The following is a 23174-nucleotide window of genomic DNA, read 5'->3' as shown; positions in this document are numbered from 1 at the left end:
AAAATAAAAAGCCACTTATCATTCGATAAGTGGCTTTTTATTTAAGTCTAAATTTTAATTATTCAACAAACTTATCCATTACGGCATCACTAACTCCCATGTTACTGAAACCTCCATCATTAAACAAGTTTTGTAGTGTCACTCGTTTTGTCAAATCACTAAATAAGGTAATCGTATAATTTGCACAATCTATTGCAGTAGCATTTCCTAAAGGAGACATTTTTTCTGCGTAAGACATAAAGCCATCAAATCCTTTTACACCTTGACCAGCAGTAGTTGGAGTTGGTGATTGTGAAATGGTATTCACTCTTACTTTTTTGTCTCTTCCGAAAAAATAACCAAAACTACGAGCAATACTTTCTAAATATGCTTTATTGTCTGCCATGTCGTTATAATCTGGAAACACGCGTTGGGCTGCCATATAAGTTAAAGCAACTATACTTCCCCATTCATTCATAGCATCAGCTTTATAAAGCGTTTGCATTACTTTATGAAAAGACATTGCAGAAACATCAGTTCCTTTTTGAGTCCAATCGTATTTTTGATCTGTATAAGGTCTTCCTTTTCTAACATTTACTGACATACCTATAGAGTGTAAAACAAAATCTATTTTGCCTCCAAGGATTTCCATAGATTGCTCTACAAGGTTTTGCAAATCTTCTTCAGATGTTGCATCTGCTGGAATAATTTGAGAACCAGTTTTTTCAGCTAATTCATTTATTTGTCCCATTCTCATTGCAATTGGTGCATTTGTTAAAACAAATGTTCCTCCTTCTTCATGAACACGCTCAGCAGTTTTCCAAGCAATTGAATTTGGATCTAACGCTCCGAATATGATTCCTTTTTTTCCTTTTAATAAATTGTATGACATATGACTTATTCTTTAGATTTTAGTTTTTTTAGTCTATAATTTAAGCGCTCAAAGTTAACTTTATTTTTTTGAATTATACCGCTGGGAAAAGAAATTCAACTAATTCAATAATTCCTTTGCATGAGCAATTGCAGACGTTGACACATCTGCTCCTCCTAACATCTGAGCAATTTCAACTATGCGATCATTTGGGCTTAATTGTTTAAGTTGTGTTTGAGTTACATTATTTACATCTTCCTTAAATACTTTATAATGTGTATCTCCTTTAGCTGCAATCTGTGGTAAATGCGTAATTGTAAAAACTTGCATAGATTTACTCATTTGTTGCATTATAGTAGCCATTTTATTTGAAATTTCTCCGGAAACACCAGTGTCAATTTCATCAAACATAATGGTAGGCAGTTGCATATATTTTGAAAGTATTGACTTTATAGCCAACATGATTCTTGACAGCTCTCCTCCAGATGCAGATTTTTTAAGCTCGTTAAATTGTCCACCTTTATTTGCTGAAAACAAAAACTGAAGCTCATCTCTTCCGTTAACCGTAAAGGTATTTGTTGGCACTAATTGAATCTTAAACTTAGCGTTAGGCATTCCTAATGTTGCCAATATAGATTCTAACTGATTCATTAGTTTAGGAATAATGGCACTTCTATTTTTATGAATACGATCTGATTCAGAAATCAATTTAGATTCAAGTACATTAATAGTCTCTTCTTTTTCTGAAATTATAGCATCCAAATTTTCTGTTTCAAAAACCTTAACGTCTAATTCTTCTTTTATATGAAGTAACTCTTCAATACTCGATACAGTATGCTTTTGCAATAAATTATTAATGATTTGAAGCTTAGTATTTACTTGTTCTAATCTATTAGGATCTGCTTCTAACTGGTCTTGAAGATTTTCAATTTCTGAAAACACATCATCCAATTCAATTAAACTGCTTTGTATACGATCGAATATAGAACTATACTGACTTGAGTAACCTGAGAGCTTTGAGAATTGGTTTTTTAATTCGGTAAGATTAGTAATAATTCCCATTTCACCATTACTCATTAATCCATGAGATAAGGATAGTTTTTCTTTAATCTCTTCAACATTATTTAGAGTTTCATATTCTGTTTCTAGAACCTCTAATTCACCAGAAATCAATTTGGCTTCTTCAAGCTCATTAAGTAGAAACGCATGATAATCTAATTCTTTTAACGCTGAATTCTTTTTATCCTTAAGAAATTCAAGGTCAGTTTTTAAAAGTTTAAATTGCTTTAATAAGGTATTGTACTTGATTAAATGCTTTTCATTTTCGGCTAAAGCATCAATAACCTGAAACTGGAAATTATCATTTGTGAGTTGTAAGGTTTGATGTTGAGAATGAATATCCAGTAAACGGTCACCTAGTACTTGTAAACTATCTAAATTGACAGGTGTATCATTTATAAAAGCTCTAGATTTCCCAGATGGTAAAATTTCTCTTCTAATTATAGTTTGTGCTTCGTAATCTAGGTCTTCGGTTTTAAAGACAGACTTTAAGTTGTATTTAGCAATATCAAAAGTCGCTTCAATTATGCATTTTTTCGAACTATCTTTTACACTACTTAAATCTGCTCGCTTCCCTAAAATAAGAGACAATCCTCCTAAAAGAATAGATTTACCTGCTCCTGTTTCTCCAGTGATTATTGTAAGTCCAGTGTTGAAACTTACATTTAATTCATCAATGAGAGCGTAATTTTTTATAGTTAAGTTTGTGAGCATATAACGTGTTAAATGGTATACTTATAGACTACCTTTCGCGCCTTATTTTTAAGACCAAGTATTAAAGATAAAAATAAGCATAAAAACGTAAACTCTAGAAATTAATGTTACGCCATTTTGAAGCATGCATTGGAGCTAATCTAGTTAATGTAGATACTAAATCTGAAATATTCACGGTTGGTCCACCACTAAAGACGTCTTCAATTTCTTCTGCTTTAGCATCAAATAACACACGCATTAAATAAGAATTTGGACGTCTGTTATTCATTTCTTTCAATGAAGTCATACTTTTAGCTATTGATAATTTGCCTTCTTTGGCATCATTACTCATTTCATCAAGACCAAATCGATGGTAATTATAAAGGACTTGTCTAAATTCTTTATATGTTTCAGATAATACATTGTCGATTAAGATAAAACGAGATTGGTTGCCATCTTCAAGCTTCCAACCGCTAAAACTCCCTTGTTGTGAATAATTTGAAATAACCTGAGCTTGGGCATAGTATTCTTCTCCTCCTTTCAAAGAAAATGTATCAGCGTCCATTCCTAAAATCATATATACATGAAACGCTAAAACTGAAACCAAGTTAGATTCAAACTGATTCTCATTATATACTATATTTTGAAATTCCAGATATTTAAAGTCAAAATCCTTATCATTATAATTATAGACTGGAGTACTATAAGACGACCCATAAACTGGTCTTGCAGATTGTACTTGAATTGTGGCTTTAAAATTATCGTTATTGTAATCGGTAACATTAATTACCATACTACAATTAATGCGTTCTTGAGACTTATACGTTTTATTTGTCCAGGTAGTATTATTTATAAATTCTTTTAGTTGTCGTTCAAGCGTTTTAAAGACTTGTACGTTTTCATTTCCTGTAAGCTGTGCATTTACAATAACCTCACAATTAAGCTCTTGTGAAAATGATTGCAAAGAAAATGTTACTATTAATAAATAAATTAATTTACGCATGCTGTTGTTTAATAATTTGTTGCATTAAGTCTTGAGCTACTTCTGTCTTAGATTTAAGCTCGTGTTCTAACACCTCTTCGGTATCAGTTATAAAAGTAACTTTATTTGTTGAACCACCAAAACCAGCACCTTTATCATTGAGAGAATTTAATACAATAAGATTTAAATTCTTGGCCTTCAACTTCCCTTTTGCATTATCAAGTTCATTGTTAGTCTCTAAGGCAAAACCTACTAAAAACTGATTCTTTTTAATAGCTCCTAATGATTTTAAAATGTCTTTTGTTTTCTCTAACTCAATACTAAACGTTGTTGATGCCTTTTTTATTTTTATATCTGAAACATTTTTTGGTTTGTAGTCTGCAACTGCAGCAGAAAGAATAGCAATATCTACAGAATTAAAATACAAATGTGCAGCGTCATACATTTCTGAAGCGCTTGTAACATGCACAACATCAATTAAACTGTGTGTTACTTTTTGATGAGTTGGTCCAGAAATAAGGTGAACCTCTGCTCCTAGATTGGCTGCGGCTTTAGCGATTTCAAATCCCATTTTACCACTTGAATGATTTCCAATAAAACGAACAGGGTCAATAGCTTCATAAGTTGGTCCTGCTGTAATAAGCATCTTTTTTCCACGTAGTGGAAGTTTATCTAAAATATCGCTTTCAATAAAGGCAATTATGTCTTCAGGTTCTGCCATACGACCTTCTCCAACCAAACCACTAGCCAATTCCCCTGAAGTTGCAGGAATCATCGTATTACCAAATGACTTTAATTTTTCAAATGAATCTAAAGTAGACTGATGTTTATACATATCTAAATCCATAGCTGGTGCAAAGTAAACTGGGCATTTAGCTGAAAGATATGTTGCTAACAACAAATTATCACACGTACCATTAGCCATTTTAGACATTGTATTTGCTGTTGCAGGTGCAATAACAAAATGATCAGCCCATAGACCAAGTTCGACATGGTTATTCCACATTGCATTGTCATCATCGTCATTTGTAAACGAAGAATGCACTGTGTTTTTAGATAATGTTGAGAGTGTTAAAGGTGTAATGAAGTCTTTAGAAGCAGGTGTCATAACGACCTTTACGTTAGCACCTGCTTTTATAAATAACCTAACTAGGCTTGCTGTTTTGTAAGCAGCAATACCAGCGGTAATACCTAATAGTATGTTTTTGCCACTTAAAATAGACATGTTTATTTATTCCGTAACGTCGTCATCAGTATTTCTATAGTAGATTTTATCATCTAACCATTCTTGTACTGCTAACGCGTGTGGTTTTGGTAATTTTTCGTAAAATTTTGACACTTCAATCTGCTCTTTGTTTTCAAAGATTTCTTCAAGACTATCGTTGTAAGTAGCAAATTCTTCTAACTTATCTACTAATTCTCTTCTGATATCAGTATTGATTTGTTCTGCTCTTTTAGATATCACTGAAATTGCTTCATAGATATTATCAGTTGTTTCATCGATAACGTTTCTATCATACGTTAAGGTTGTTACAGGAGCATTGGTTTTCTTTAAATCTGTCATAGTATATATATGATTAACTTTTAGTATTGAATTGTTGTAATTGGGTTTGCAAATCCTCATTCATCTTTTCTACTTCTTCAGTTCTGTCAGAATCAGGATAATATTTATGAAAAGTATTGTAATAACCTAAAGCTATATCCAACCTTCCTTCTTTTTTACTTTTAACACTATTGATCGCTAATCTGTATGCAGAATCCAAACGGAAAAACATAGCTTCTTGTCTAAAACTAGTTCCTGGGTAATCTACTAAAAAATTATCAAATGCTTTAATTGCTGCTTCATAATCTGAAGATTCAAAGTAAGCAATTTTATTATATTGCTTTGCTATTTCAAAAGCTTTCTTCTCTAGTTTAAAATCTAATTCTTTAATTAGAACATTTGTTTCAGCTAAAAATTTAGAATCTGGATACTTATTGATAAATAATTGTAGTTTCTCAAGAGCTTCAATAGTTTCTGCTTGCTCTTTTGAATACACTGGAGATAACTCGTAATAGCTTTTAGCCGATAAGAATGATGCCTCCTCTGCCTTCTCACTTTTTGGGTAGCCATTTTCAAAACGTTCAAAATGATAACCAGAAATATGGTAGTCTTTCAATTCATATGAGCACATCGCGCTCATAAACATCAAACGTTCTGCTTGAGGCTTTCCTCTATATTTTGGTATAACCTGTGTAAAAAGCTTATTGGCTTTCGAAAACTTACCAATTTCATATAGCTTTGTTGCCATATCAAGTTTAGTCTTTACGTCTTCAGATTTCAAGGCTTTTTGGTACTCACTACATGATGATAGTGTGATGGCTAATAAAAGGATGTAAACAAATTTCTTCATAAATAAAAAACAGGTTGCAAAAGTACGTATTTCTAACGTATAATAAAAACTAATATTTGTTGCTAAAGTAAACGTTGAAAACAGACCTTAAGTATGTTTAAGTATATTTTAACTTTTTAAAAATCAATTGATTATTTGAAGTGCTTCTTTTATATCATTTTTCAAGGATTTTGTAGCCTCAACTAATGGCAATCTTACATTTGATTTAGCTAGATTAAGAGCCTCTAAAACAGCCTTTATTCCTGCTGGATTATTTTCTAAAAAAATCAAGTTAGTAATATCCATCAATTGGAAGTGAATGGCATAAGCTTCTTTAGCCTTTCCTTGTAATCCCAATTGCATCATTTTAGAAAATTGCTTCGGCAAAGCTTGACCTATTACTGAAATCACTCCTGATCCACCAGCCAAAACAATACCAAGGGCTAAATCATCATCTCCTGAAATTACTAAGAAATCATCTGGTTTATCTCTTAACAGTTTTAAATATTGGTGCACATTATTTCCTGCTTCTTTGACAGCAATAATATTATTGAAGTCTAGAGCCAAACGCAATGTTGTTTCTGGTGACATGTTTGAAGAAGTTCTACCCGGAACGTTATACATCACAATATCAATCGGACATGCTTGAGATATGGCTTTAAAATGCTGATAAATTCCCTCTTGAGTTGGTTTACTATAATATGGAGATACCGATAGTATTGCATCTATTTCACTTAAATCAGTAGACTCAATCTCATTAATAACCTCAGCCGTATTATTTCCTCCAATTCCCAAAATTAAAGGCACTCGCCCTTTATTTGCTTTAATAATAGTCTGTGTTATATCTTTCTTTTCGTCTTTGGTTATGGTTACGCTCTCACCTGTTGTACCAGATATAACAATGTAATCTGTTCCATTTTCAATATTAAAATCCACCAAATGAGCTAATGCTACATAATCTACAGATAAGTCATCTTTAAAGGGAGTAATTATAGCGATTCCTGTACCTTGAAATTTTGTCATTTATATTTTATTTAAAACAGTTAGGTATTTTTTTAATTCAATTTTAAAAAGTTGAATATCTTTAGTCTTTACGTCTATCATTAAATCAAATACACGCTTATCATCTTGAATTAAACCAACTTTAAAATTGGCTTTTGAAGCTGCTGTAATCAGTTTTAATTCTAAACTTTCTTGTGTATAATAACTTATAAGAACATCAAATTTAGTGTCAATAAAAGATTGCAAATCAACATTGTTGATTTTTCCTTTCCAACCAAAATCTTTAGGGTTAAAATACGTGTCCCAAAGCGGGTTTGCATCTTTAGCATCGTCGATAAATGCGATAACTTTAGTCTTTGCAGGAGAAACTCCAAGTTCTTTAAAATAGTTTCTAAAAGTATCAAAATCTGAAAACTCATTCATATTTAAAATAACACCAACCGAATTCATCTTCATGTTACTAACTGCAACTTGACGTGCATTCAGCAATTTGTTAATATATTTTTGGTTAGAATTTGCCTTAAATACTTTTAAAATCATTTATATTTATGCTTTGTACAAATGTAGTAAAAAAGTAACTGCATGTTTTGTTAACGATTGCATAAATCCCTTATGAAAAACATCTTTTTTTTAACATGTTTAACCTTAATTCTGTTTACGTCATGTAAGTCGAAAAATCTTTATAAAATTGAAGGTCGACAAATAGCCGTTACCGACAGTCTTAAGTCAAATCAATCTATTGAAGATTACATAAAACCTTATAGAATACAGATTAATAAAAGTCTTGATAGTGTTATCTCATATGCCAAAGACACGTATTCAAAAAGAGACGGTCACCTTAACACTGCTATAGGTAATATGATGGCAGACGCTGTTTATGAGGAATCTAATCCAGTTTTTAAATCAAGAACTGGTAAGGAAATTGATTTTGTACTACTCAATCATGGAGGCATTCGTTCTATTATTTCCAAAGGAAACATTTCAACAAGAACTGCTTATAGTGTTATGCCTTTTGAAAACTCAGTTGTTGTTGTCAAAATGAAAGGAACTAAAGTTCAGGAATTAGTCGATTACTTAGTTAGAGAGCAACGAGCACATCCAATACATAGATTACAGATTATTTTAGATGAAGAATTACAACTAAAATCTGCAACAATTAATGGTGAAACTATTAACACTAGGAAAACATATTATGTTGCAACAAATGATTATTTATATAATGGAGGTGATCGCATGACATTTTTTAAACCTAATGACAGTCTGCATGTCTTAGACTATAAAATAAGAAATGTACTAATAGATTATTTTACCAAAAATGATACGATTGCTCCAGTAATTGACGATCGATTTATTCAGATAAAACAATAAGCCAAATGAAAAGAAGAGATTTTATTCAACAAACAACTGCAGCTTCAGCACTAATTGGACTTGGAGGAATAGGCTTATCGTCTTTTAAATCATCCCAAAAAAAAATAACTATTCTACATACCAATGATGTGCATAGCCATATTGATCCATTTGGTCCAGAAGATGGTAGAAATCCAAATAAAGGAGGCGTTGCTAGACGTGCCAGCTTAATAACTTCTATTCGAAAAGAAAATCCACACACGCTATTACTAGATGCTGGAGATATTTTCCAAGGAACACCATACTTTAACTATTATGGTGGCGAATTAGAATTCAAACTAATGAGTATGCTTAAATATGATGTTGCAACCATTGGGAATCATGACTTCGATAATAGTATCGAAGGATTATACGCACAATTACCTCATGCAGATTTTGACTTTGTGTCTGCAAATTATGATTTTTCAAACACAGTTATGGACACGCACGTAAAACCATATAAAATCATTATCAAGGATGGTATTAAGATTGGAATTTTTGGCTTAGGAGTGGAACTAATAGGACTAGTAGGTAAAAACTTATATAAGGAAACTGTTTATAATGATCCTATTGAATCGGCACAAGATATGACTCGAATTTTGAAAGATGACGAACACTGTGATCTCATAATTTGTTTGTCACATTTAGGCTATGACTACAGGCACATACCAGGAAAAGTAGGCGATTTAAACCTTGCAGAAAAAACAAAAAATATAGATTTAATTATTGGAGGTCATACACATACATTTTTAGACAAACCTACAATTGTTAAAAACATAGAAGGTAAAGACACTTTAGTGAATCAAGTGGGTTGCTATGGAATTAATTTGGGTAAAATCGATTTCTATTTCGATTCTGATAAGAATAAATCAGCAAATGGCAGATCTATAATAGTCTAAAACGATTAGTCTATTGCTCCTTCTACTCTAATGTCTTTTAATTTCGGAGTGGTAGTAATAAAATATTCACTTATATTCATTTTTTTATCATTGTTTACCATGGTGTGATGATCATAAACATACTTGTATAGTAAAAACAAACCACCAATATGTAGAGTTCTTCCAAAGACCTCAAATAACCAATAATAGATATATAAGTTGTTTATGTAATCTAAAACATCTGAAAACACAAAGCAAAATATCATTAATAAAAATGTGATCGACTGTCCTGTTTCTTTACTTAAATAAACGGCAAAAGAGAAATAGGTTAAGGCAATTAAGGTAATTCCATGAAAAACATATAGTACTAGATTCACTTCGTCAACAAAATTCTCTTTAGCAACTTCATACAAAATGTATAAAAAGTATGCATTTAATACGAGTACAAGTATTAAATACATTGATACTAAACCATCAAATCTTAATTTTTTTATTTTCCCTAGTAATACAAAAATCAGTAGTAAATAAGCACCGATATACATGCTCTTAGATAGCTTTAGCATAACTTCACCAAAACTGAATACGGCAAAAGCATCACCAATAAAAAACAATAGAAAGACTGTCAGAAATACATTTGCCATTTTATTTAATTGACAAAAATAAAAGGTCATTAAAATAGTAACTGTTATAAGTTTAACAGTTTTCGGAACCATAATAGAATCAAAAAAAGTCGCTACTGCAGAACATAAAACAATGACCGCAAGTACGATGACTAAAATCAAATTTGGCGTAAATCTGAGAGCGTTTTTCATAATATTTAATATAAGTAGGTAGGGCAATATACAAATAATATTACACTTAAACGATAATTTTATACAATTTGTCGATTATTTTGATAATTTCATCTGATTTTTATAGTTTTCAATGAATGTTACGTCTAAACTGGAAACAACATTCAATATGAAAAAATATCTTCCTCTAGTTTTAAGAATTATTGTGGCCTTGATTTTAATTCAAACCTTGCGATTTAAATTTACTGCACATCCAGATAGTGTTTATATTTTCACCAAAGTAGGGTTAGAACCAATAGGTAGAATTGGAATTGGAATTGCAGAATTAATTGCTGGGATCTTATTACTTTTCAGAAAAACAGCTTGGGCAGGTGCATTATTAACACTTGGAATTATTGGAGGTGCAATTATGATGCATCTAACACAATTGGGAATTGAAATAAATGGTGATGGTGGTGTTTTATTTTATACGGCCTTAATGACTTTTATACTTTCAGGAATTATACTGTTTATTTATAGAAAAGATATTCCTATAATTGGAAAACGTTTTTAACTTTCAACGTGAACATCCTGGTGATTATAATCGATAACCTCTCTATTTTCCAAACGACATTGTAGATAAAAGAATAGAAAAGCAAATACTAAAAACATAGAACAAAGAACATTCAGCAAATTAATGTCTGCAATATAAAAGTAGGCGAGTTGTATTACTTCTGAAAACATAATACAAATGGTTCCAAGCAGTAAATTCATAGATTTCTTATCATCTCTGTACATATAGTTTACAAGAGCCATAGCCATTAAAAGCATAACTACTGCATTATAAAGTAACTCTAGGTAGTATTCATTATTGGTTAGTTCATTTTTAGTTGTATCCGAAACGTAATACACAAAAAACAAACCAAGAATAGCCAATAATCCAATTTGAATAGGAAATTTAAAAAACACCTTTTTGAAATTCATTGAGACTACAATCCTAGCTATTAAAAATAGGTAAGAAATAATGTAAAGTGTATTACCAATATAATAAGAATAGTCTACATCATATGTAACAGTTAAATTTATACTCCAAGTGATATAATTTAGAATTTCTGAAACTGAGAAGAAAACCAAGAATAATAAGAAAAATGAATGCTTGTTCTTTATCCTAATAATATATAAAAAAGTAAGCAAAGAAATTGCTAAAGCCCTCACTCCTGCAGCCTCGATTTCAAGACCTTTGAACTGTAGTCCAAGAAAAAATAAACTAAGAGCCAAAGTAAGTGCTCCTAAAAACTTTCCTATCTGCATATTATTATCTCATTATTTATTAAGCAAATATAAAAATAACACTCGATTAAACGTTTAAAATCTTATTTAATCGATGAAATACATATAAAAGTAGGAATTTACTCAACTAATAATAAGAAATCATCTTCAGATATTATCGGAATTTCCAATAATTCTGCTTTTGTTCGTTTACTTGGTCCCATTTTCTCTCCAGCTACCAAATAATTAGTCTTAGATGATATTGAAGAAGATACCTTTCCTCCATTATCTTCAATTAGCTTTTTAAGTTCTGTTCTAGATACAGAAACAAAGACACCAGACACAACTATAGATAAACCTTTCAATTTATCTGTTTGATTGGCCAACTTTTCTGCTGACAATTCTAATTGTAGTCCATGTATTCTTAATTTTTCAATAAACACGTTGTTCTCTTCTGAAGAAAAGAACTCTATTACACTTTCAGCTATACGTTCTCCAATCTCATCAACCGCTATTAAATCTTCATTTGAAGCATTAGCAATTGCATCTATGCTTTTATAATGTTTTGCTAGCTTTTTGGCTACAGTCTCACCAACATAGCGAATACCCAATGCAAATAAAACACGTTCGAATGAAATCTGTTTAGAAGATTCAATTCCATTGATTAGGTTTTCAGCACTTTTTTCTGCCATTCGCTCTAAAGGCAAAACATCTTCTTTCTTTAACGTATATAAATCTGAATAATTAAAAATTAGCCCTTCGTTCACTAAAAGCGCAACAGTTTCACCACCTAAGCCTTCAATATCCATTGCTTTCCTAGAGATATAGTGTTGAATACGACCAATAATTTGAGGATTACAGCCATTGTAATTCGGACAATAGTGTTTTGCATCTCCTTCTTGTCGTACTAATTCTGTTTGACATTCTGGACATTGCGTTATGTACTGCGTAACTTTTGAATCAGCTGGACGTTTACTTAAATCAACCGCAATAATTTTAGGAATAATTTCACCTCCTTTTTCCACATAAACCTCATCACCTTCTCTAATATCCAATTTAGCAATTTGATCTGCATTATGTAAAGACGCACGTTTCACAGTTGTACCAGCTAATTCTACAGGTTTTAAATTTGCAACTGGTGTAATTGCTCCTGTACGACCAACTTGATAAGTGATTTCATTTAATCGCGTTGACACTTGCTCGGCTTTAAACTTGTAAGCCATTGCCCAACGTGGAGCTTTTGCTGTGTAACCCAATTCTTCTTGTTGTTGCAGACTATTCACTTTAATCACAACACCATCAGTCTCATAAGGTAAATCATGACGATGAACATCCCAATACTCTACAAATTCCAAAACCTCATCAACAGACATTGCTAATTTGGCGGCTTCTGGAACCTTAAAACCCATATGCCTTGCTTTGTCTAAACTATCAAATTGAGTTGTAAATCCTAAATCCCGTCCTATTATACTATATAACAAACACTCCAAAGGTCGTTTTGCTACTTCTGAGCTGTCTTGCAATTTTAAACTTCCTGAAGCTGTGTTTCTCGGATTTCGGTACAACTCCTCTCCTGCTTCAAGTCGCTCTTCATTCATTTTATGAAACCCATCAAACGGCAAAACGATTTCACCTCGTATATCAAACTTATCAGGATAATCACCTTTTAATTGTAATGGTACCGATTTTATAGTCTTTATATTAGCAGTTACATCATCACCTTGCGTTCCATCTCCTCTTGTGACAGCTCTTACTAAACTTCCATTTTCGTAAGTTAAACTTATAGAAGCGCCATCGTATTTTAATTCACATACAAATTCAACGGTTCCGTCTACATTTTTTTCTATTCGTTTTTCCCAATCTAATAGATCCTCTTTTGAATACGAATTATCTAAAGAATACATTCGGTGCTCATGCACTATTGTATTAAAATTCTTGGTAATCTCTCCTCCTACACGCAACGTTGGCGAATTGGGATCAAAAAACTCAGGATGTTTAGCTTCTAACTCTTGTAACTGTTTAAGTTTCATATCAAAGTCAAAGTCATCAATAGTAGGATGATCTAATACGTAATAATTATGATTATGTTCGCGTAATTCGCTTCGAAGAGACTGGATTTGTGTTTCTATACTCATTAAAAATGTCGTGAAAAAAGTTATCTTTTTACCTTATATTTAAAGCATCTAATATACTAAAATGAACGTCAAGACAATTGTGGTTTTCTGTCTTTTTATTAGCTTTTTATTCAGTTTATTTAATTCCTTTAATCATCCTGTCTTTACCAAATAGATCCTTTTTCAGTTCTATAGATTTAAAACTAAATTCTTCTAAAAGTAGAATCATCTCTTTTCCTAGATATTCGTTGATTTCAAAATATAAGATTCCGTCTTCCTTTAGATTGTTTTGTGCAAACGCACAGATCGCTTTATAAAACTGTAATGGATTCTCATCATCAACAAACAAAGCTAAATGTGGTTCATTATCTAGTACATTAGGTTTGATTTCTGTTTTTTCTAAGTTTCTAACATAAGGCGGATTTGAAACAATAATATCAAAACTAGGCGAAGAAGAAACACGTGGATTTAAAATGTCATCATGAATAAATTCAACAATTACGTCATTCAATTTTGCGTTTTTTTTCGCTATGTCTAAAGCTTTCTCTGAAACATCTAAAGCATGAACATTGACTTCTGGTAAGTTTTTAGCTAAGGAAATCGAAATACATCCTGATCCTGTACCTATGTCAAGAATTTTGAGATGAGACTCTTCACTTTGTTGCATATAAGAAGTGATTATCCATTCAACAAGTTCTTCTGTTTCAGGCCTTGGTATCAGCGTATATTCATTCACTTTAAATGGTAAACCATAGAATTCAGTTTCACCTAACATATATTGTATTGGTGAATTATTATTTAATTCCACTAAAGCATTTGAAAACAATTGTTCTTGTCCACTCGTAATTGCATATTCAGGATCTAAAACTAATTGAATTCGTTTTATACCTAAGTGATGTTCCATTATTAAATCGAAGAAAGAATTGACTTCATCTTTACCATAATTATCATCCAAAGTTGAATGGAACTTATCAAGAATAGTTTTTAATCTCATAATGTCTTTGTCATCCAAACACCACATGAATAATGACCTGTGTTTCCTATAGGTTCGGCTCTATGCTCAAAACCGAAGTCTTCATAAATATGAATGGCTGCTTTTAATTGTGAAGCAGATTCTAAATAACAGGTTTCAAAGCCAAAGTCTTTAGCAGCTTTTAAGCAAGCCTCAAACATTTTTTTTCCAAAGCCTTTACCTCTAATTTTAGGTGAGAAATACATTTTTTGAATCTCACATACATTACCATTAAAGTCCTTTAGTTGTTTTATTCCTCCTCCTCCTAAGACTTCGGTATCGCTAGCAACCACGTAGTAAACTTCTTTTTCACCTTGATAGGATTCGTACATAAAAGGTGTTTCAGCATCTTCATAAGCTGTTCCTTTTAGTGGTATTTTAAACTCCGGAAAACAACCTTTGATTATCGCTTCTATTTCAGGATTGTCTTCTGGTCGAATTTCTCTAATAACAATATTATCTTTGCTCACTTTAATATTCTATTTTTGCTCCGTGAAGATAGTACAAATCTAAAAATACTAATATGAAGAAGCTTATAATCTTATCAACACTTGTCATCACTTTCATTTCCTGTTCTGTTAAAGAAAAGCCTGAATTTTTACGTGTTGAAAACATTAAAGTTTTAGAATCTACAAGTAAAACAATCACACCTACTGCTGATGCCTTATTTATGAATCCAAATGATATTGGTGGAGAATTAAGAACAGATGGCATAAAAGTAATTGTTAATGGAAATGAAATGGCTTCAGTATCTACTGAATCTTTTAAAGTTCCAGCAAAAAAAGAATTTTCTATTCCGTTACGAGCCGATGTTCCAACAGATAGTTTATTTAGCGATAAAAGTTTGAGCGGTTTATTAGGAAGTATATTTAGTAAAAAACTAAAGGTTCAATATAAAGGTGATATTAAATATAAAGTCCTAGGTTTTTCTCATACATACGCTGTTGACGAAACCGAAGATGTTAAAATAAAATTTTAGTTGACCATCCACGAGACTTACATACAACGCTGCATAGATATTGCAAAAAACGGATTGGGCATTACTGCTCCAAACCCTATGGTTGGTGCTGTTATTGTTCATAATGATAAAATTATAGGAGAAGGTTTCACAAGTTCTTATGGAGGTAATCATGCAGAAGTAAATGCTATTAATTCTGTAGAAAACAAAGATTTACTAAATCAAGCTACGCTTTACGTTACACTTGAACCGTGTTCTCATTTTGGCAAAACTCCACCTTGTTCAGATCTGATAATTACTCATCAAATTCCAAACGTTGTTATTGGTTGCATTGATGATAATCCCGAAGTTTCTGGAAAAGGAATTGCTAAGCTTAAGGCTGCTGGATGCAGCGTTACAGTGGGTGTTTTAGAGGAAAAATGTAAAATACACCACAAGCGATTTTTTACGTTTCATAATAAGAAACGTCCTTATATTATTTTAAAATGGGCAGAAACTAGTGATGGTTTCATTGCACCAACAACTAAAGATAAAACGGAACCTGTTTGGATTACTAATGAATTTTCAAGGCAGTTAGTACATAAATGGCGAGTCGAAGAACAAGCTATTTTAGTTGGCACGAATACAGTTTTAGAAGACAATCCGAGTCTAACTGTTAGAGATTGGACTGGAGCACATCCAATTAGGGTTGTTATTGATAGACAAAACAAACTATCAAAGGACCATTCAGTATTCAATTCAATTAGTGAAACACATATTATCTCTGAAAAAGAAGCAGATTTCAACAAACCTTTAGGTCATGAAATTTGTAGAGTATTGCATTCAAAAAATATCAATTCAGTTATTATAGAAGGAGGAGCACAAACACTTCAAACCTTTATAAATGAAAACCTTTGGGATGAAGCTCGCATTTTTACAGGAACATCAATATTTAAAACAGGCATAAAAGCGCCTAAGCTTTCAGGAGCAATAATTTCAGAACAAAACATTATAGAAGATTCTTTAAAAATATATGTCAACAATTAAAACAATCATATTCGATTTTGGTGATGTATTCATCAATTTAGACAAAGAAGGTGCTGTGCAAAATGTGCTCACTTTATTTGAATTGGATGAATTACCAGAAGACCTCATTGCAATCAACACCTTATATGAACAAGGATTAATCTCTTCGGAAGAGTTTATAGAGTTCTACACTGATAATTTCCCAAAGCTTTCAAAGAATAATATCATTGATGCATGGAATTTCATTTTAAAAGATTTCCCTGAAGAACGTTTAAAATTCCTTCAGAAATTAAAACTGGAAAATAAATATAAACTCATATTATTAAGTAACACGAACGATTTACATATTAAATGGGTTCAAGAACAGGTTCCTTTTTATACCGAGTTTAAAGACTGTTTTGATAAATTTTATTTATCACATGAAATCAATTTAAGAAAGCCGAATGATGATATTTACAATTTCGTTTTAAACCAAAACAAACTAAAAGCAGAAGAGTGTTTGTTTATAGACGATACTAAAGACAATACAGATACTGCTTCCAAATTGGGCATTCATGTTTGGAACATTGATGAAACGAAAGAAAACATCATAGATCTATTCTCCATTAAAGAAGACTTATTTTGATATATCTACTGCTAAGCATAACGGCTTCTACACTCATATTTATCATTTTTAAACTCTTAGATAAATTCAAGATCAATACGCTTCAAGCTATTGTTGTCAATTATTTTACGGCTTGTCTGTTCGGGATTTGGAGTTATGACGAACCTCTAAATGTTACTAAGGTTTTACAATCTGAATGGATTTATGGTGCAATTGGACTCGGTTTTTTATTCATCGCTATATTTAACGTCATGGCGCTTACAGCACAACGTAACGGGATTTCAGTTGTGTCTGTGGCATCTAAAATGAGTGTTATTATTCCTGTAGTTTTCGGTGTATACGTCTACAACGAAGGTGTTGGTGCCCAAAAGATTATAGGAATTATACTCGCTCTAATTGCTGTATATCTAACTTCAGTAAGACCGAAAACAACAAGCAATTTCAACAAAGGACTTGTGTTACCTATTATATTGTTTTTTGGTTCAGGTGTTATAGATACCTCTATAAAATATTTTGAAACGACGTATGTATCTGAAAATGGGATTCCTATATTTTCAGCAACCATATTTGCTTTTGCATTTATTATTGGGTCAAGTATTCTTATTTATAAATCGATAAAAAAACCAAATAAATTTCCACTAAGAGCTGTTGTAGCAGGAAGTATATTAGGTATTGTAAATTACTTTTCTATTTATTATTTATTGAAAGCACTTAATCATGAAAGCCTTGAAAGCTCTACCTTGTTCACGGTAAACAATGTAGCGATCGTAATGGTATCAACACTTTTAGGGCTTCTAGTTTTCAAAGAATCCATCTCAAAAACGAATTGGTTCGGTATCGTATTGGCTGTAGTTTCAATTGTATTAGTAACTTTGTCTTAAATGACAGAAAAAGACATCTATAAAACGATTACCAAAGCGTCTCCCGAAGTGCTATTCAAAGACAAAAACAGTAAGTTTTATGGTTATGCATTTCCTGTTATTACTGAAGGCGACGTTAAATTGCATATAGAAGATCTTAAGAAACAGCACCACCAGGCAAGACATTGGTGTTATGCTTATCAATTAGGAAAGTCTGAAAACGATTATAGTTATAGAGCAAATGATGATGGCGAACCTAATAATAGTGCAGGAATGCCTATTTACGGACAAATACAATCGTTTGAGGTGACTAATATCTTAATTGTAGTCGTTAGATATTTTGGAGGTGTCAAATTAGGAGTAGGCGGACTTATTAATGCTTATAGAACAGGAGCACAAATGGCATTAGACGCTTCGAAAATAGTTTCCAAAACAATAAATATTGAATACACAATCACTTTTGATTACAAAAACATGAATAAAGTGATGAGAATAGTAAAAGAAAAAAATCTAAATGTCATTAGTCAAACTTTAGAATTAAGTTGTGAACTTATTATTTCTGTAAGACTTAAAGAAGCTTCTACTATTTTTGAAATGTTTGATCGTCTATATGAAATTGAAATCAAAACTTTAAACGATTAAATTTGCAGTTGGTCTAAAATATATTCAGGACATCTTGTAGGTCGATTCTTATGAATATCCATAAATACCAAAACAGAATTTCCTGTTGTCAAAACTTCATTATTTTCATTTAAAATTTCGTAATCAAATTCAATTTTTGCTGTCGGCTTTTTTACAAGTTTAGTTTTTACTTTAATGAGGTCGTCATAAAACGCTGACTTTTTGTAATTTATAGACAGGTTAATCACTGGCAACATTATTCCTTCTTCTTCCATTTGTTTATAGGAAAAACCCATTTTTCGTAACCATTCAGTTCTGCCCATTTCAAAATATTGTGCATAATTACCATGATAAACGACTCCCATTTGGTCGGTTTCTCCATAGCGTACTCTAAATTGGATTTCATCAGGTTTAGTAAGATTCGTCATCGTTATTGATATTTTTTTTGTAATTTCGACTCGATTTAAACATGAGGAAAAAATTCTAGAAAATCAATACCTTTTGATTTTTTTATTAAAAAATTTGTTCACATATTTGTCATGTAAAAATCAACCCTGAGAAACTCGGTTTTCTCTTTTTTTTGCTAACTAACTATCAACTTAAAAACTACCCTTAGAGAATGGATGTAACTGCGCAATCGGTTTGGACTAACTGTCTGTCTTTTATAAAAGACAATATTCAACCTCAAGCCTATAAAACATGGTTTGAGCCAATAGTAGCAGTTAAGCTTTCCGATAATGCATTAAGCATTCAAGTTCCTAGTAAATTTTTCTACGAATGGCTAGAAGAACATTACGTAAAAATACTTAAAGTAGCTTTAACAAAGCAGATAGGTGAAACAGCAAAATTGGTTTATGTTATCAAAATGGAAAACACCTATGGTAACAAACAACCGTTTACAGAAAAAATTCCAAGTTCAAATAGAGGCGCAATGAAATCTCAAGATGTAGATGTTCCTCTTAATAATAAAAATCCAGAATTAAAGAATCCGTTTGTGATTCCTGGAATTAGAAATGTTAAGATTGAATCTCAACTTAATCCAAATTATAGTTTCGAAAATTTCTTAGAAGGTGATTCTAACAGATTAGCGAGAAATGCAGGATTGGCTGTTGCCAACAAGCCTGGAGGCACATCATTTAATCCGCTATTGATTTTTGGTGGTGTTGGATTAGGTAAAACACATTTAGCTCATGCTATTGGTGTTGATATCAAAGACAAGTATCCTGAAAAGACCGTTTTATATATTTCTGCTGAAAAGTTTACGCAACAATACATTGACTCTGTAAAGAAAAATAATAGAAATGATTTTATTCACTTCTATCAAATTATCGATGTTTTAATTATCGATGATGTTCAGTTCTTATCTGGTAAATCTGGAACACAAGATGTATTCTTCCATATTTTCAATCACTTGCACCAAAACGGCAAGCAAGTTATATTAACTAGTGACAAAGCTCCAGTTGATATGCAAGATATTGAGCAACGATTATTATCTCGTTTTAAATGGGGACTTTCTGCAGAACTTCAAAGTCCAGATTTTGAAACTAGAGTTTCAATTTTAAAGAACAAATTATATCGCGATGGTGTTGAAATGCCAGATGATATTATTGAATATGTTGCGAAACACATTAAAACTAATGTTCGTGAACTTGAAGGCGCTATCATATCGTTAATTGCACAATCGTCTTTCAACAAAAAGGAAATTACAGTTAGCCTTGCTAAAGAAATTGTTGAGAAATTCGTTAAGAATACCAAACGTGAAGTATCAATCGATTACATTCAAAAAGTAGTTTCTGATTATTTCCAAATGGATGTAAGTACGCTTCAGTCTAAAACAAGAAAGCGTCATATTGTTCAAGCAAGACAATTAGCTATGTTTTTTGCTAAAAAATACACCAAAGCTTCATTAGCGAGTATTGGATCTCAAATTGGTAAGAGAGATCACGCTACTGTTCTTCACGCTTGTAAAACTGTAGATAATTTATCATCTACTGACAAGCAATTTAGAAAGTACGTTGAAGATCTATCTAAGAAACTTTCTTTATAAGTATCATCTATGACTAGTATTTTAATGGTTTGTTTGGGCAATATTTGTCGATCACCATTAGCACATGGTATTTTAGAATCAAAACTACATTCTGATCAATTTTATGTAGATTCTGCAGGAACTGCAAACTATCATGTTGGTGATTCTCCAGATCATCGCTCTATTGATGTTGCAAAATCTAATGGAATAGACATTTCTAACCAACGTGGTAGACAATTCAAGGTCTCAGATTTTGATACATTCGACTACATATACACCATGGACGACTCCAATTATCAAAATGTCATAGCATTAGCGAGAAACACTGATGATATAGGTAAGGTGAGATGTATTCTTGAACTAGAAGACAGCATTAAAATTAAGCATGTTCCAGACCCTTATTATGGAGGTATATCTGGTTTTCAAGACGTTTTTCAACTCCTAGAAAAAGCCTGCAATACTTTATCAAAAAAATTACAAAACTCTGATATATAGGAATTCTCTCCAACCAAGTTATTTGTTTTTTCGTATTTTTAACAAAATTGAGTCCTAAAACTACATAGCTATGAAAAAAATTACCTTATACTTTATGTGTATGTTATATGCATTTAGCTTTTCCCAAGACATTGAATTAGAGACGTTTGCTACTGGATTCTCAAGTCCTGTAAATGTAAAACACGCTGGAGACGATAGACTTTTTGTGGTTGAACGAGCTGGAGTAATTAAAATCTTAAATTCAAATGGTAATACGAATACTACACCATATTTAGATATCAATTCACTTGTGATCAATACTGGTGGCGAACAAGGATTATTAGCCATGGCTTTTCATCCTAACTATTCTGTCAATGGTTTCTTTTATGTCAATTACATCAATAATTCTGGAGACACAGTAATCTCAAGATTTACGAGAAATGGAGTAGACACTGCAGATTCAGGATCTGAAGTTATTTTAATGACTATATCTCAACCTTTTATTAATCACAATGGTGGTGATATGCACTTTGGCCCAAATGATGGCTACCTATATATCTCAACAGGAGATGGCGGAAATGCTGGTGATCCAGGAGACAGAGCGCAAAACCTAACTTTGTTATTAGGAAAAATGCTTCGTATTGATGTGGATGGAACTAGTAATGGAAATTATGGTATTCCACCTGATAATCCTTTTGTGACTAATTCTGCCGCTCTAGATGAAATATGGTCTTATGGATTGAGAAATCCATGGAGATTTTCTTTTGATCGAAGCAACGGAGAACTATGGATTGCAGATGTTGGACAAAGCAGCAGAGAAGAAATAAATAGAGTATCAGCTACCAGTCCTGGTGGTGAGAATTATGGATGGAGATGCTATGAAGGTAATTCTACATTTAACACAACTAGCTGTCCTGCTATGAATACACTAACATTCCCTGTAGCCGAATATACTTATGGTGGCAGTCCTTTTAAATGTTCTATTACTGGTGGTTATAGATATAGAGGAACACAACAATCTAGTTTAAATGGCTTATATTTCTTTGCCGATTATTGTAGTGATGAAATTGGTGTTGTGAGAGAAACATCGCCAGATGTATTTCAACTTACTATAGAAGATCGATTTATAGGTGAAGGATTTTCTGCTTTTGCCGAAGATATTAATGGTGAATTATATACTGTTGGACTTGATTCAGGAGCTATTTCAAGAATTGTTGATGTACTATTAAGTGTTGAAGAAGAGACTTTTAAATCGGTTAAAATGTATCCAAACCCTTCAGATTATATTCTGAATTTTGATGCAACTGGAAGTTCAATTCAAATCAATTCAATTGCATTTTACAATATTCTAGGTAAGAATATAAAAACGGTTTCTGGATTTACAAATCAAAACATATCTATATCTACAAAGAATATGGCTAGTGGTATTTATCTAGTTGAAATTTCAGATGTAAATGGAAATAAGGATACACGTAAACTTGTAGTGAATTAGAAATGAATACAGATTTCGGAAAACTTTACCTCATTCCAACTCGTCTTGGAGATAATCCTCCTTTAGAGGTGCTGCCTATTTCAGTAAAAAAAATAATTGAATTAGTTGATGACTATATTGTTGAGAATGAAAAAACAGCAAGACGATTTATAAAAAAAGTAGACTCTAGAAAACAACAATCTACACTTAAATTTGAAATTTTAAACAAGTATTCACAACCTGAAGAAATTCAATATTTTCTTGACACTTGTAAAAGCGGAAAATCAATGGGACTCCTATCTGAAGCAGGTTGTCCAGGAATTGCAGATCCAGGAGCAGAAGTTGTAAAATTAGCACATGAAAATAACATCCAAGTAGTTCCACTTGTAGGACCTTCTTCAATTGTTTTGGCTTTGATGAGTTCTGGAATGAATGGACAGAGTTTTGCATTTAATGGCTATATTCCAATTGATAAGAGCGAACGAAAAGCGACTCTAAAAAAAATGGAACGCATATCGTTCGAGCAAAATCAGACACAATTATTTATTGAAACACCTTACAGAAACAATAAAATTATTGAAGATATTTGTAATGCTTTACATCCTCAGACAAGAGTTTGCATTGCTTGTGACATCACTTTACCAACAGAATACATTAAAACTTTAACGGTTAAAGAATGGAAACACGTTAATATAGATTTACACAAGCGCCCTGCTATTTTTGTAATTCATAAGGACTAATTTCTTTTAAGTTAAAGAAACATTAAAA

Annotated in this window: 26 protein-coding genes; 12 read left to right on the top strand and 14 right to left on the bottom strand. The window is 31.9% G+C overall.

Going from position 1 to position 23174, the window contains the following annotated elements:
- Positions 1-58: 58 nt before the first annotated feature.
- The 8 genes from RH81_RS15070 to RH81_RS15035 form a co-directional block, all read right to left on the bottom strand.
- Complete coding sequence (locus RH81_RS15070; RefSeq protein ID WP_033961831.1) at positions 59-871, bottom strand: enoyl-ACP reductase FabI; 813 nt, start codon at positions 869-871, stop codon at positions 59-61.
- Positions 872-970: 99 nt separating this feature from the next.
- The gene (gene recN, locus RH81_RS15065; RefSeq protein ID WP_033961829.1) at positions 971-2623 is read right to left on the bottom strand and encodes a DNA repair protein RecN; all 1653 of its coding nucleotides are present in this window, start codon (positions 2621-2623) and stop codon (positions 971-973) included.
- Between the two features lie 94 nt (positions 2624-2717).
- Positions 2718-3605: a type IX secretion system protein PorD gene (gene porD, locus RH81_RS15060; protein ID WP_033961827.1), complete on the bottom strand. Its 888-nt coding sequence runs from the start codon at positions 3603-3605 to the stop codon at positions 2718-2720.
- Positions 3598-4809, bottom strand: a complete 1212-nt coding sequence (gene coaBC / locus RH81_RS15055; RefSeq protein ID WP_033961824.1) for a bifunctional phosphopantothenoylcysteine decarboxylase/phosphopantothenate--cysteine ligase CoaBC — start codon at positions 4807-4809, stop codon at positions 3598-3600. The genes porD and coaBC overlap by 8 nt, the downstream gene beginning before the upstream one ends.
- 6 nt (positions 4810-4815) lie before the next feature.
- Complete coding sequence (locus RH81_RS15050) at positions 4816-5148, bottom strand: DNA-directed RNA polymerase subunit omega (protein ID WP_033961823.1); 333 nt, start codon at positions 5146-5148, stop codon at positions 4816-4818.
- A 13-nt stretch (positions 5149-5161) separates the two neighbouring features.
- Positions 5162-5977: an outer membrane protein assembly factor BamD gene (locus RH81_RS15045; protein ID WP_033961822.1), complete on the bottom strand. Its 816-nt coding sequence runs from the start codon at positions 5975-5977 to the stop codon at positions 5162-5164.
- 123 nt (positions 5978-6100) lie between these two features.
- Positions 6101-6979, bottom strand: coding sequence for a 4-hydroxy-tetrahydrodipicolinate synthase (gene dapA / locus RH81_RS15040; RefSeq protein WP_033961821.1), 879 nt, complete (start codon positions 6977-6979; stop codon positions 6101-6103).
- A complete protein-coding gene (locus tag RH81_RS15035) occupies positions 6980-7498 on the bottom strand; it encodes a DUF6913 domain-containing protein (RefSeq protein WP_033961818.1) in 519 nt (172 codons plus the stop codon).
- Positions 7499-7570: 72 nt separating this feature from the next.
- Here RH81_RS15035 and RH81_RS15030 point away from each other — a divergent pair, with 72 nt between their 5' ends.
- Together RH81_RS15030 and RH81_RS15025 are read left to right on the top strand one after the other, a co-directional pair.
- Positions 7571-8326, top strand: coding sequence for a 5'-nucleotidase C-terminal domain-containing protein (locus tag RH81_RS15030; protein WP_033961816.1), 756 nt, complete (start codon positions 7571-7573; stop codon positions 8324-8326).
- 5 nt (positions 8327-8331) lie between these two features.
- Positions 8332-9243, top strand: a complete 912-nt coding sequence (locus RH81_RS15025; protein ID WP_033961815.1) for a bifunctional metallophosphatase/5'-nucleotidase — start codon at positions 8332-8334, stop codon at positions 9241-9243.
- Between the two features lie 5 nt (positions 9244-9248).
- Here RH81_RS15025 and RH81_RS15020 read toward each other — a convergent pair whose 3' ends face one another.
- Complete coding sequence (locus tag RH81_RS15020) at positions 9249-10034, bottom strand: hypothetical protein (RefSeq protein ID WP_033961814.1); 786 nt, start codon at positions 10032-10034, stop codon at positions 9249-9251.
- A gap of 148 nt (positions 10035-10182) precedes the next feature.
- Between RH81_RS15020 and RH81_RS15015 the strand changes: the two genes are divergently transcribed.
- Positions 10183-10566 (top strand): DoxX family membrane protein, encoded by a 384-nt coding sequence (locus RH81_RS15015; protein ID WP_033962200.1) that lies wholly within the window; start codon positions 10183-10185, stop codon positions 10564-10566.
- Here RH81_RS15015 and RH81_RS15010 read toward each other — a convergent pair.
- The 4 genes from RH81_RS15010 to RH81_RS14995 form a co-directional block, all read right to left on the bottom strand.
- Positions 10563-11303: a hypothetical protein gene (locus RH81_RS15010; RefSeq protein ID WP_033961810.1), complete on the bottom strand. Its 741-nt coding sequence runs from the start codon at positions 11301-11303 to the stop codon at positions 10563-10565. The genes RH81_RS15015 and RH81_RS15010 overlap by 4 nt on opposite strands.
- A gap of 98 nt (positions 11304-11401) precedes the next feature.
- Positions 11402-13396, bottom strand: coding sequence for an NAD-dependent DNA ligase LigA (gene ligA / locus RH81_RS15005; RefSeq protein ID WP_033961809.1), 1995 nt, complete (start codon positions 13394-13396; stop codon positions 11402-11404).
- Between the two features lie 115 nt (positions 13397-13511).
- A complete protein-coding gene (prmC, locus tag RH81_RS15000; RefSeq protein WP_033961807.1) occupies positions 13512-14369 on the bottom strand; it encodes a peptide chain release factor N(5)-glutamine methyltransferase in 858 nt (285 codons plus the stop codon).
- Complete coding sequence (locus tag RH81_RS14995) at positions 14366-14857, bottom strand: GNAT family N-acetyltransferase (RefSeq protein ID WP_033961805.1); 492 nt, start codon at positions 14855-14857, stop codon at positions 14366-14368. Before RH81_RS14995 ends, prmC begins: the two co-directional genes overlap by 4 nt.
- Positions 14858-14910: 53 nt before the next feature.
- Here RH81_RS14995 and RH81_RS14990 point away from each other — a divergent pair, with 53 nt between their 5' ends.
- Genes RH81_RS14990 through RH81_RS14970 form a run of 5 tightly spaced genes read left to right on the top strand, consistent with a single transcriptional unit; the run spans position 14911 to position 18456 of the window.
- On the top strand, positions 14911-15366 hold the full coding sequence (locus RH81_RS14990) for an LEA type 2 family protein (RefSeq protein WP_052172585.1): 456 nt from the start codon (positions 14911-14913) through the stop codon (positions 15364-15366).
- Positions 15367-16371: a bifunctional diaminohydroxyphosphoribosylaminopyrimidine deaminase/5-amino-6-(5-phosphoribosylamino)uracil reductase RibD gene (gene ribD / locus RH81_RS14985; protein ID WP_033961804.1), complete on the top strand. Its 1005-nt coding sequence runs from the start codon at positions 15367-15369 to the stop codon at positions 16369-16371.
- Entirely contained in the window at positions 16358-16975 is a 618-nt protein-coding gene (locus tag RH81_RS14980) for an HAD family hydrolase (protein WP_033961803.1), read from the top strand. Before ribD ends, RH81_RS14980 begins: the two co-directional genes overlap by 14 nt.
- Complete coding sequence (locus RH81_RS14975) at positions 16972-17835, top strand: EamA family transporter (protein ID WP_033961802.1); 864 nt, start codon at positions 16972-16974, stop codon at positions 17833-17835. The genes RH81_RS14980 and RH81_RS14975 overlap by 4 nt, the downstream gene beginning before the upstream one ends.
- Positions 17836-18456 (top strand): IMPACT family protein, encoded by a 621-nt coding sequence (locus RH81_RS14970; protein ID WP_033961800.1) that lies wholly within the window; start codon positions 17836-17838, stop codon positions 18454-18456.
- On the opposite strand, the gene RH81_RS14965 is transcribed toward RH81_RS14970, so the two are convergent.
- Positions 18453-18863, bottom strand: a complete 411-nt coding sequence (locus RH81_RS14965) for an acyl-CoA thioesterase (protein WP_033961796.1) — start codon at positions 18861-18863, stop codon at positions 18453-18455. The genes RH81_RS14970 and RH81_RS14965 overlap by 4 nt on opposite strands.
- A gap of 191 nt (positions 18864-19054) precedes the next feature.
- Here RH81_RS14965 and dnaA point away from each other — a divergent pair, with 191 nt between their 5' ends.
- The 4 genes from dnaA (at position 19055) to RH81_RS14945 (ending at position 23146) form a co-directional block, all read left to right on the top strand.
- Positions 19055-20482 (top strand): chromosomal replication initiator protein DnaA, encoded by a 1428-nt coding sequence (gene dnaA / locus RH81_RS14960; RefSeq protein ID WP_033961793.1) that lies wholly within the window; start codon positions 19055-19057, stop codon positions 20480-20482.
- A gap of 9 nt (positions 20483-20491) precedes the next feature.
- Positions 20492-20956 carry a low molecular weight protein-tyrosine-phosphatase gene (locus RH81_RS14955; protein WP_033961786.1) on the top strand — a complete coding sequence of 155 codons (465 nt, stop codon included), beginning with the start codon at positions 20492-20494 and terminating at the stop codon, positions 20954-20956.
- A gap of 70 nt (positions 20957-21026) precedes the next feature.
- Entirely contained in the window at positions 21027-22427 is a 1401-nt protein-coding gene (locus tag RH81_RS14950; protein ID WP_033961767.1) for a PQQ-dependent sugar dehydrogenase, read from the top strand.
- A gap of 2 nt (positions 22428-22429) precedes the next feature.
- On the top strand, positions 22430-23146 hold the full coding sequence (locus RH81_RS14945) for an SAM-dependent methyltransferase (protein ID WP_033961764.1): 717 nt from the start codon (positions 22430-22432) through the stop codon (positions 23144-23146).
- Positions 23147-23174 lie beyond the last annotated feature (28 nt).

This window comes from Psychroserpens jangbogonensis (assembly GCF_000797465.1).
GTDB lineage: Bacteria > Bacteroidota > Bacteroidia > Flavobacteriales > Flavobacteriaceae > Psychroserpens > Psychroserpens jangbogonensis.
This window is presented reverse-complemented; position numbering and strand designations above follow the sequence as displayed.

Coding starts and splice junctions, on each gene's coding strand:
- RH81_RS15045 (WP_033961822.1), bottom strand. CDS start 5,977: ATGAAGAAATTTGTTTACATCCTTTTATTAGCCATCACACTATCATCA.
- RH81_RS14990 (WP_052172585.1), top strand. CDS start 14,911: ATGAAGAAGCTTATAATCTTATCAACACTTGTCATCACTTTCATTTCC.
- RH81_RS15025 (WP_033961815.1), top strand. CDS start 8,332: ATGAAAAGAAGAGATTTTATTCAACAAACAACTGCAGCTTCAGCACTA.
- RH81_RS14965 (WP_033961796.1), bottom strand. CDS start 18,863: ATGACGAATCTTACTAAACCTGATGAAATCCAATTTAGAGTACGCTAT.
- RH81_RS15035 (WP_033961818.1), bottom strand. CDS start 7,498: ATGATTTTAAAAGTATTTAAGGCAAATTCTAACCAAAAATATATTAAC.
- recN (WP_033961829.1), bottom strand. CDS start 2,623: ATGCTCACAAACTTAACTATAAAAAATTACGCTCTCATTGATGAATTA.
- RH81_RS14980 (WP_033961803.1), top strand. CDS start 16,358: ATGTCAACAATTAAAACAATCATATTCGATTTTGGTGATGTATTCATC.
- RH81_RS14970 (WP_033961800.1), top strand. CDS start 17,836: ATGACAGAAAAAGACATCTATAAAACGATTACCAAAGCGTCTCCCGAA.
- RH81_RS15020 (WP_033961814.1), bottom strand. CDS start 10,034: ATGAAAAACGCTCTCAGATTTACGCCAAATTTGATTTTAGTCATCGTA.
- RH81_RS15070 (WP_033961831.1), bottom strand. CDS start 871: ATGTCATACAATTTATTAAAAGGAAAAAAAGGAATCATATTCGGAGCG.
- dnaA (WP_033961793.1), top strand. CDS start 19,055: ATGGATGTAACTGCGCAATCGGTTTGGACTAACTGTCTGTCTTTTATA.
- ligA (WP_033961809.1), bottom strand. CDS start 13,396: ATGAGTATAGAAACACAAATCCAGTCTCTTCGAAGCGAATTACGCGAA.
- RH81_RS15015 (WP_033962200.1), top strand. CDS start 10,183: ATGAAAAAATATCTTCCTCTAGTTTTAAGAATTATTGTGGCCTTGATT.
- RH81_RS14945 (WP_033961764.1), top strand. CDS start 22,430: ATGAATACAGATTTCGGAAAACTTTACCTCATTCCAACTCGTCTTGGA.
- coaBC (WP_033961824.1), bottom strand. CDS start 4,809: ATGTCTATTTTAAGTGGCAAAAACATACTATTAGGTATTACCGCTGGT.
- porD (WP_033961827.1), bottom strand. CDS start 3,605: ATGCGTAAATTAATTTATTTATTAATAGTAACATTTTCTTTGCAATCA.
- RH81_RS15050 (WP_033961823.1), bottom strand. CDS start 5,148: ATGACAGATTTAAAGAAAACCAATGCTCCTGTAACAACCTTAACGTAT.
- RH81_RS14955 (WP_033961786.1), top strand. CDS start 20,492: ATGACTAGTATTTTAATGGTTTGTTTGGGCAATATTTGTCGATCACCA.
- RH81_RS14950 (WP_033961767.1), top strand. CDS start 21,027: ATGAAAAAAATTACCTTATACTTTATGTGTATGTTATATGCATTTAGC.
- RH81_RS15030 (WP_033961816.1), top strand. CDS start 7,571: ATGAAAAACATCTTTTTTTTAACATGTTTAACCTTAATTCTGTTTACG.
- dapA (WP_033961821.1), bottom strand. CDS start 6,979: ATGACAAAATTTCAAGGTACAGGAATCGCTATAATTACTCCCTTTAAA.
- RH81_RS15010 (WP_033961810.1), bottom strand. CDS start 11,303: ATGCAGATAGGAAAGTTTTTAGGAGCACTTACTTTGGCTCTTAGTTTA.
- prmC (WP_033961807.1), bottom strand. CDS start 14,369: ATGAGATTAAAAACTATTCTTGATAAGTTCCATTCAACTTTGGATGAT.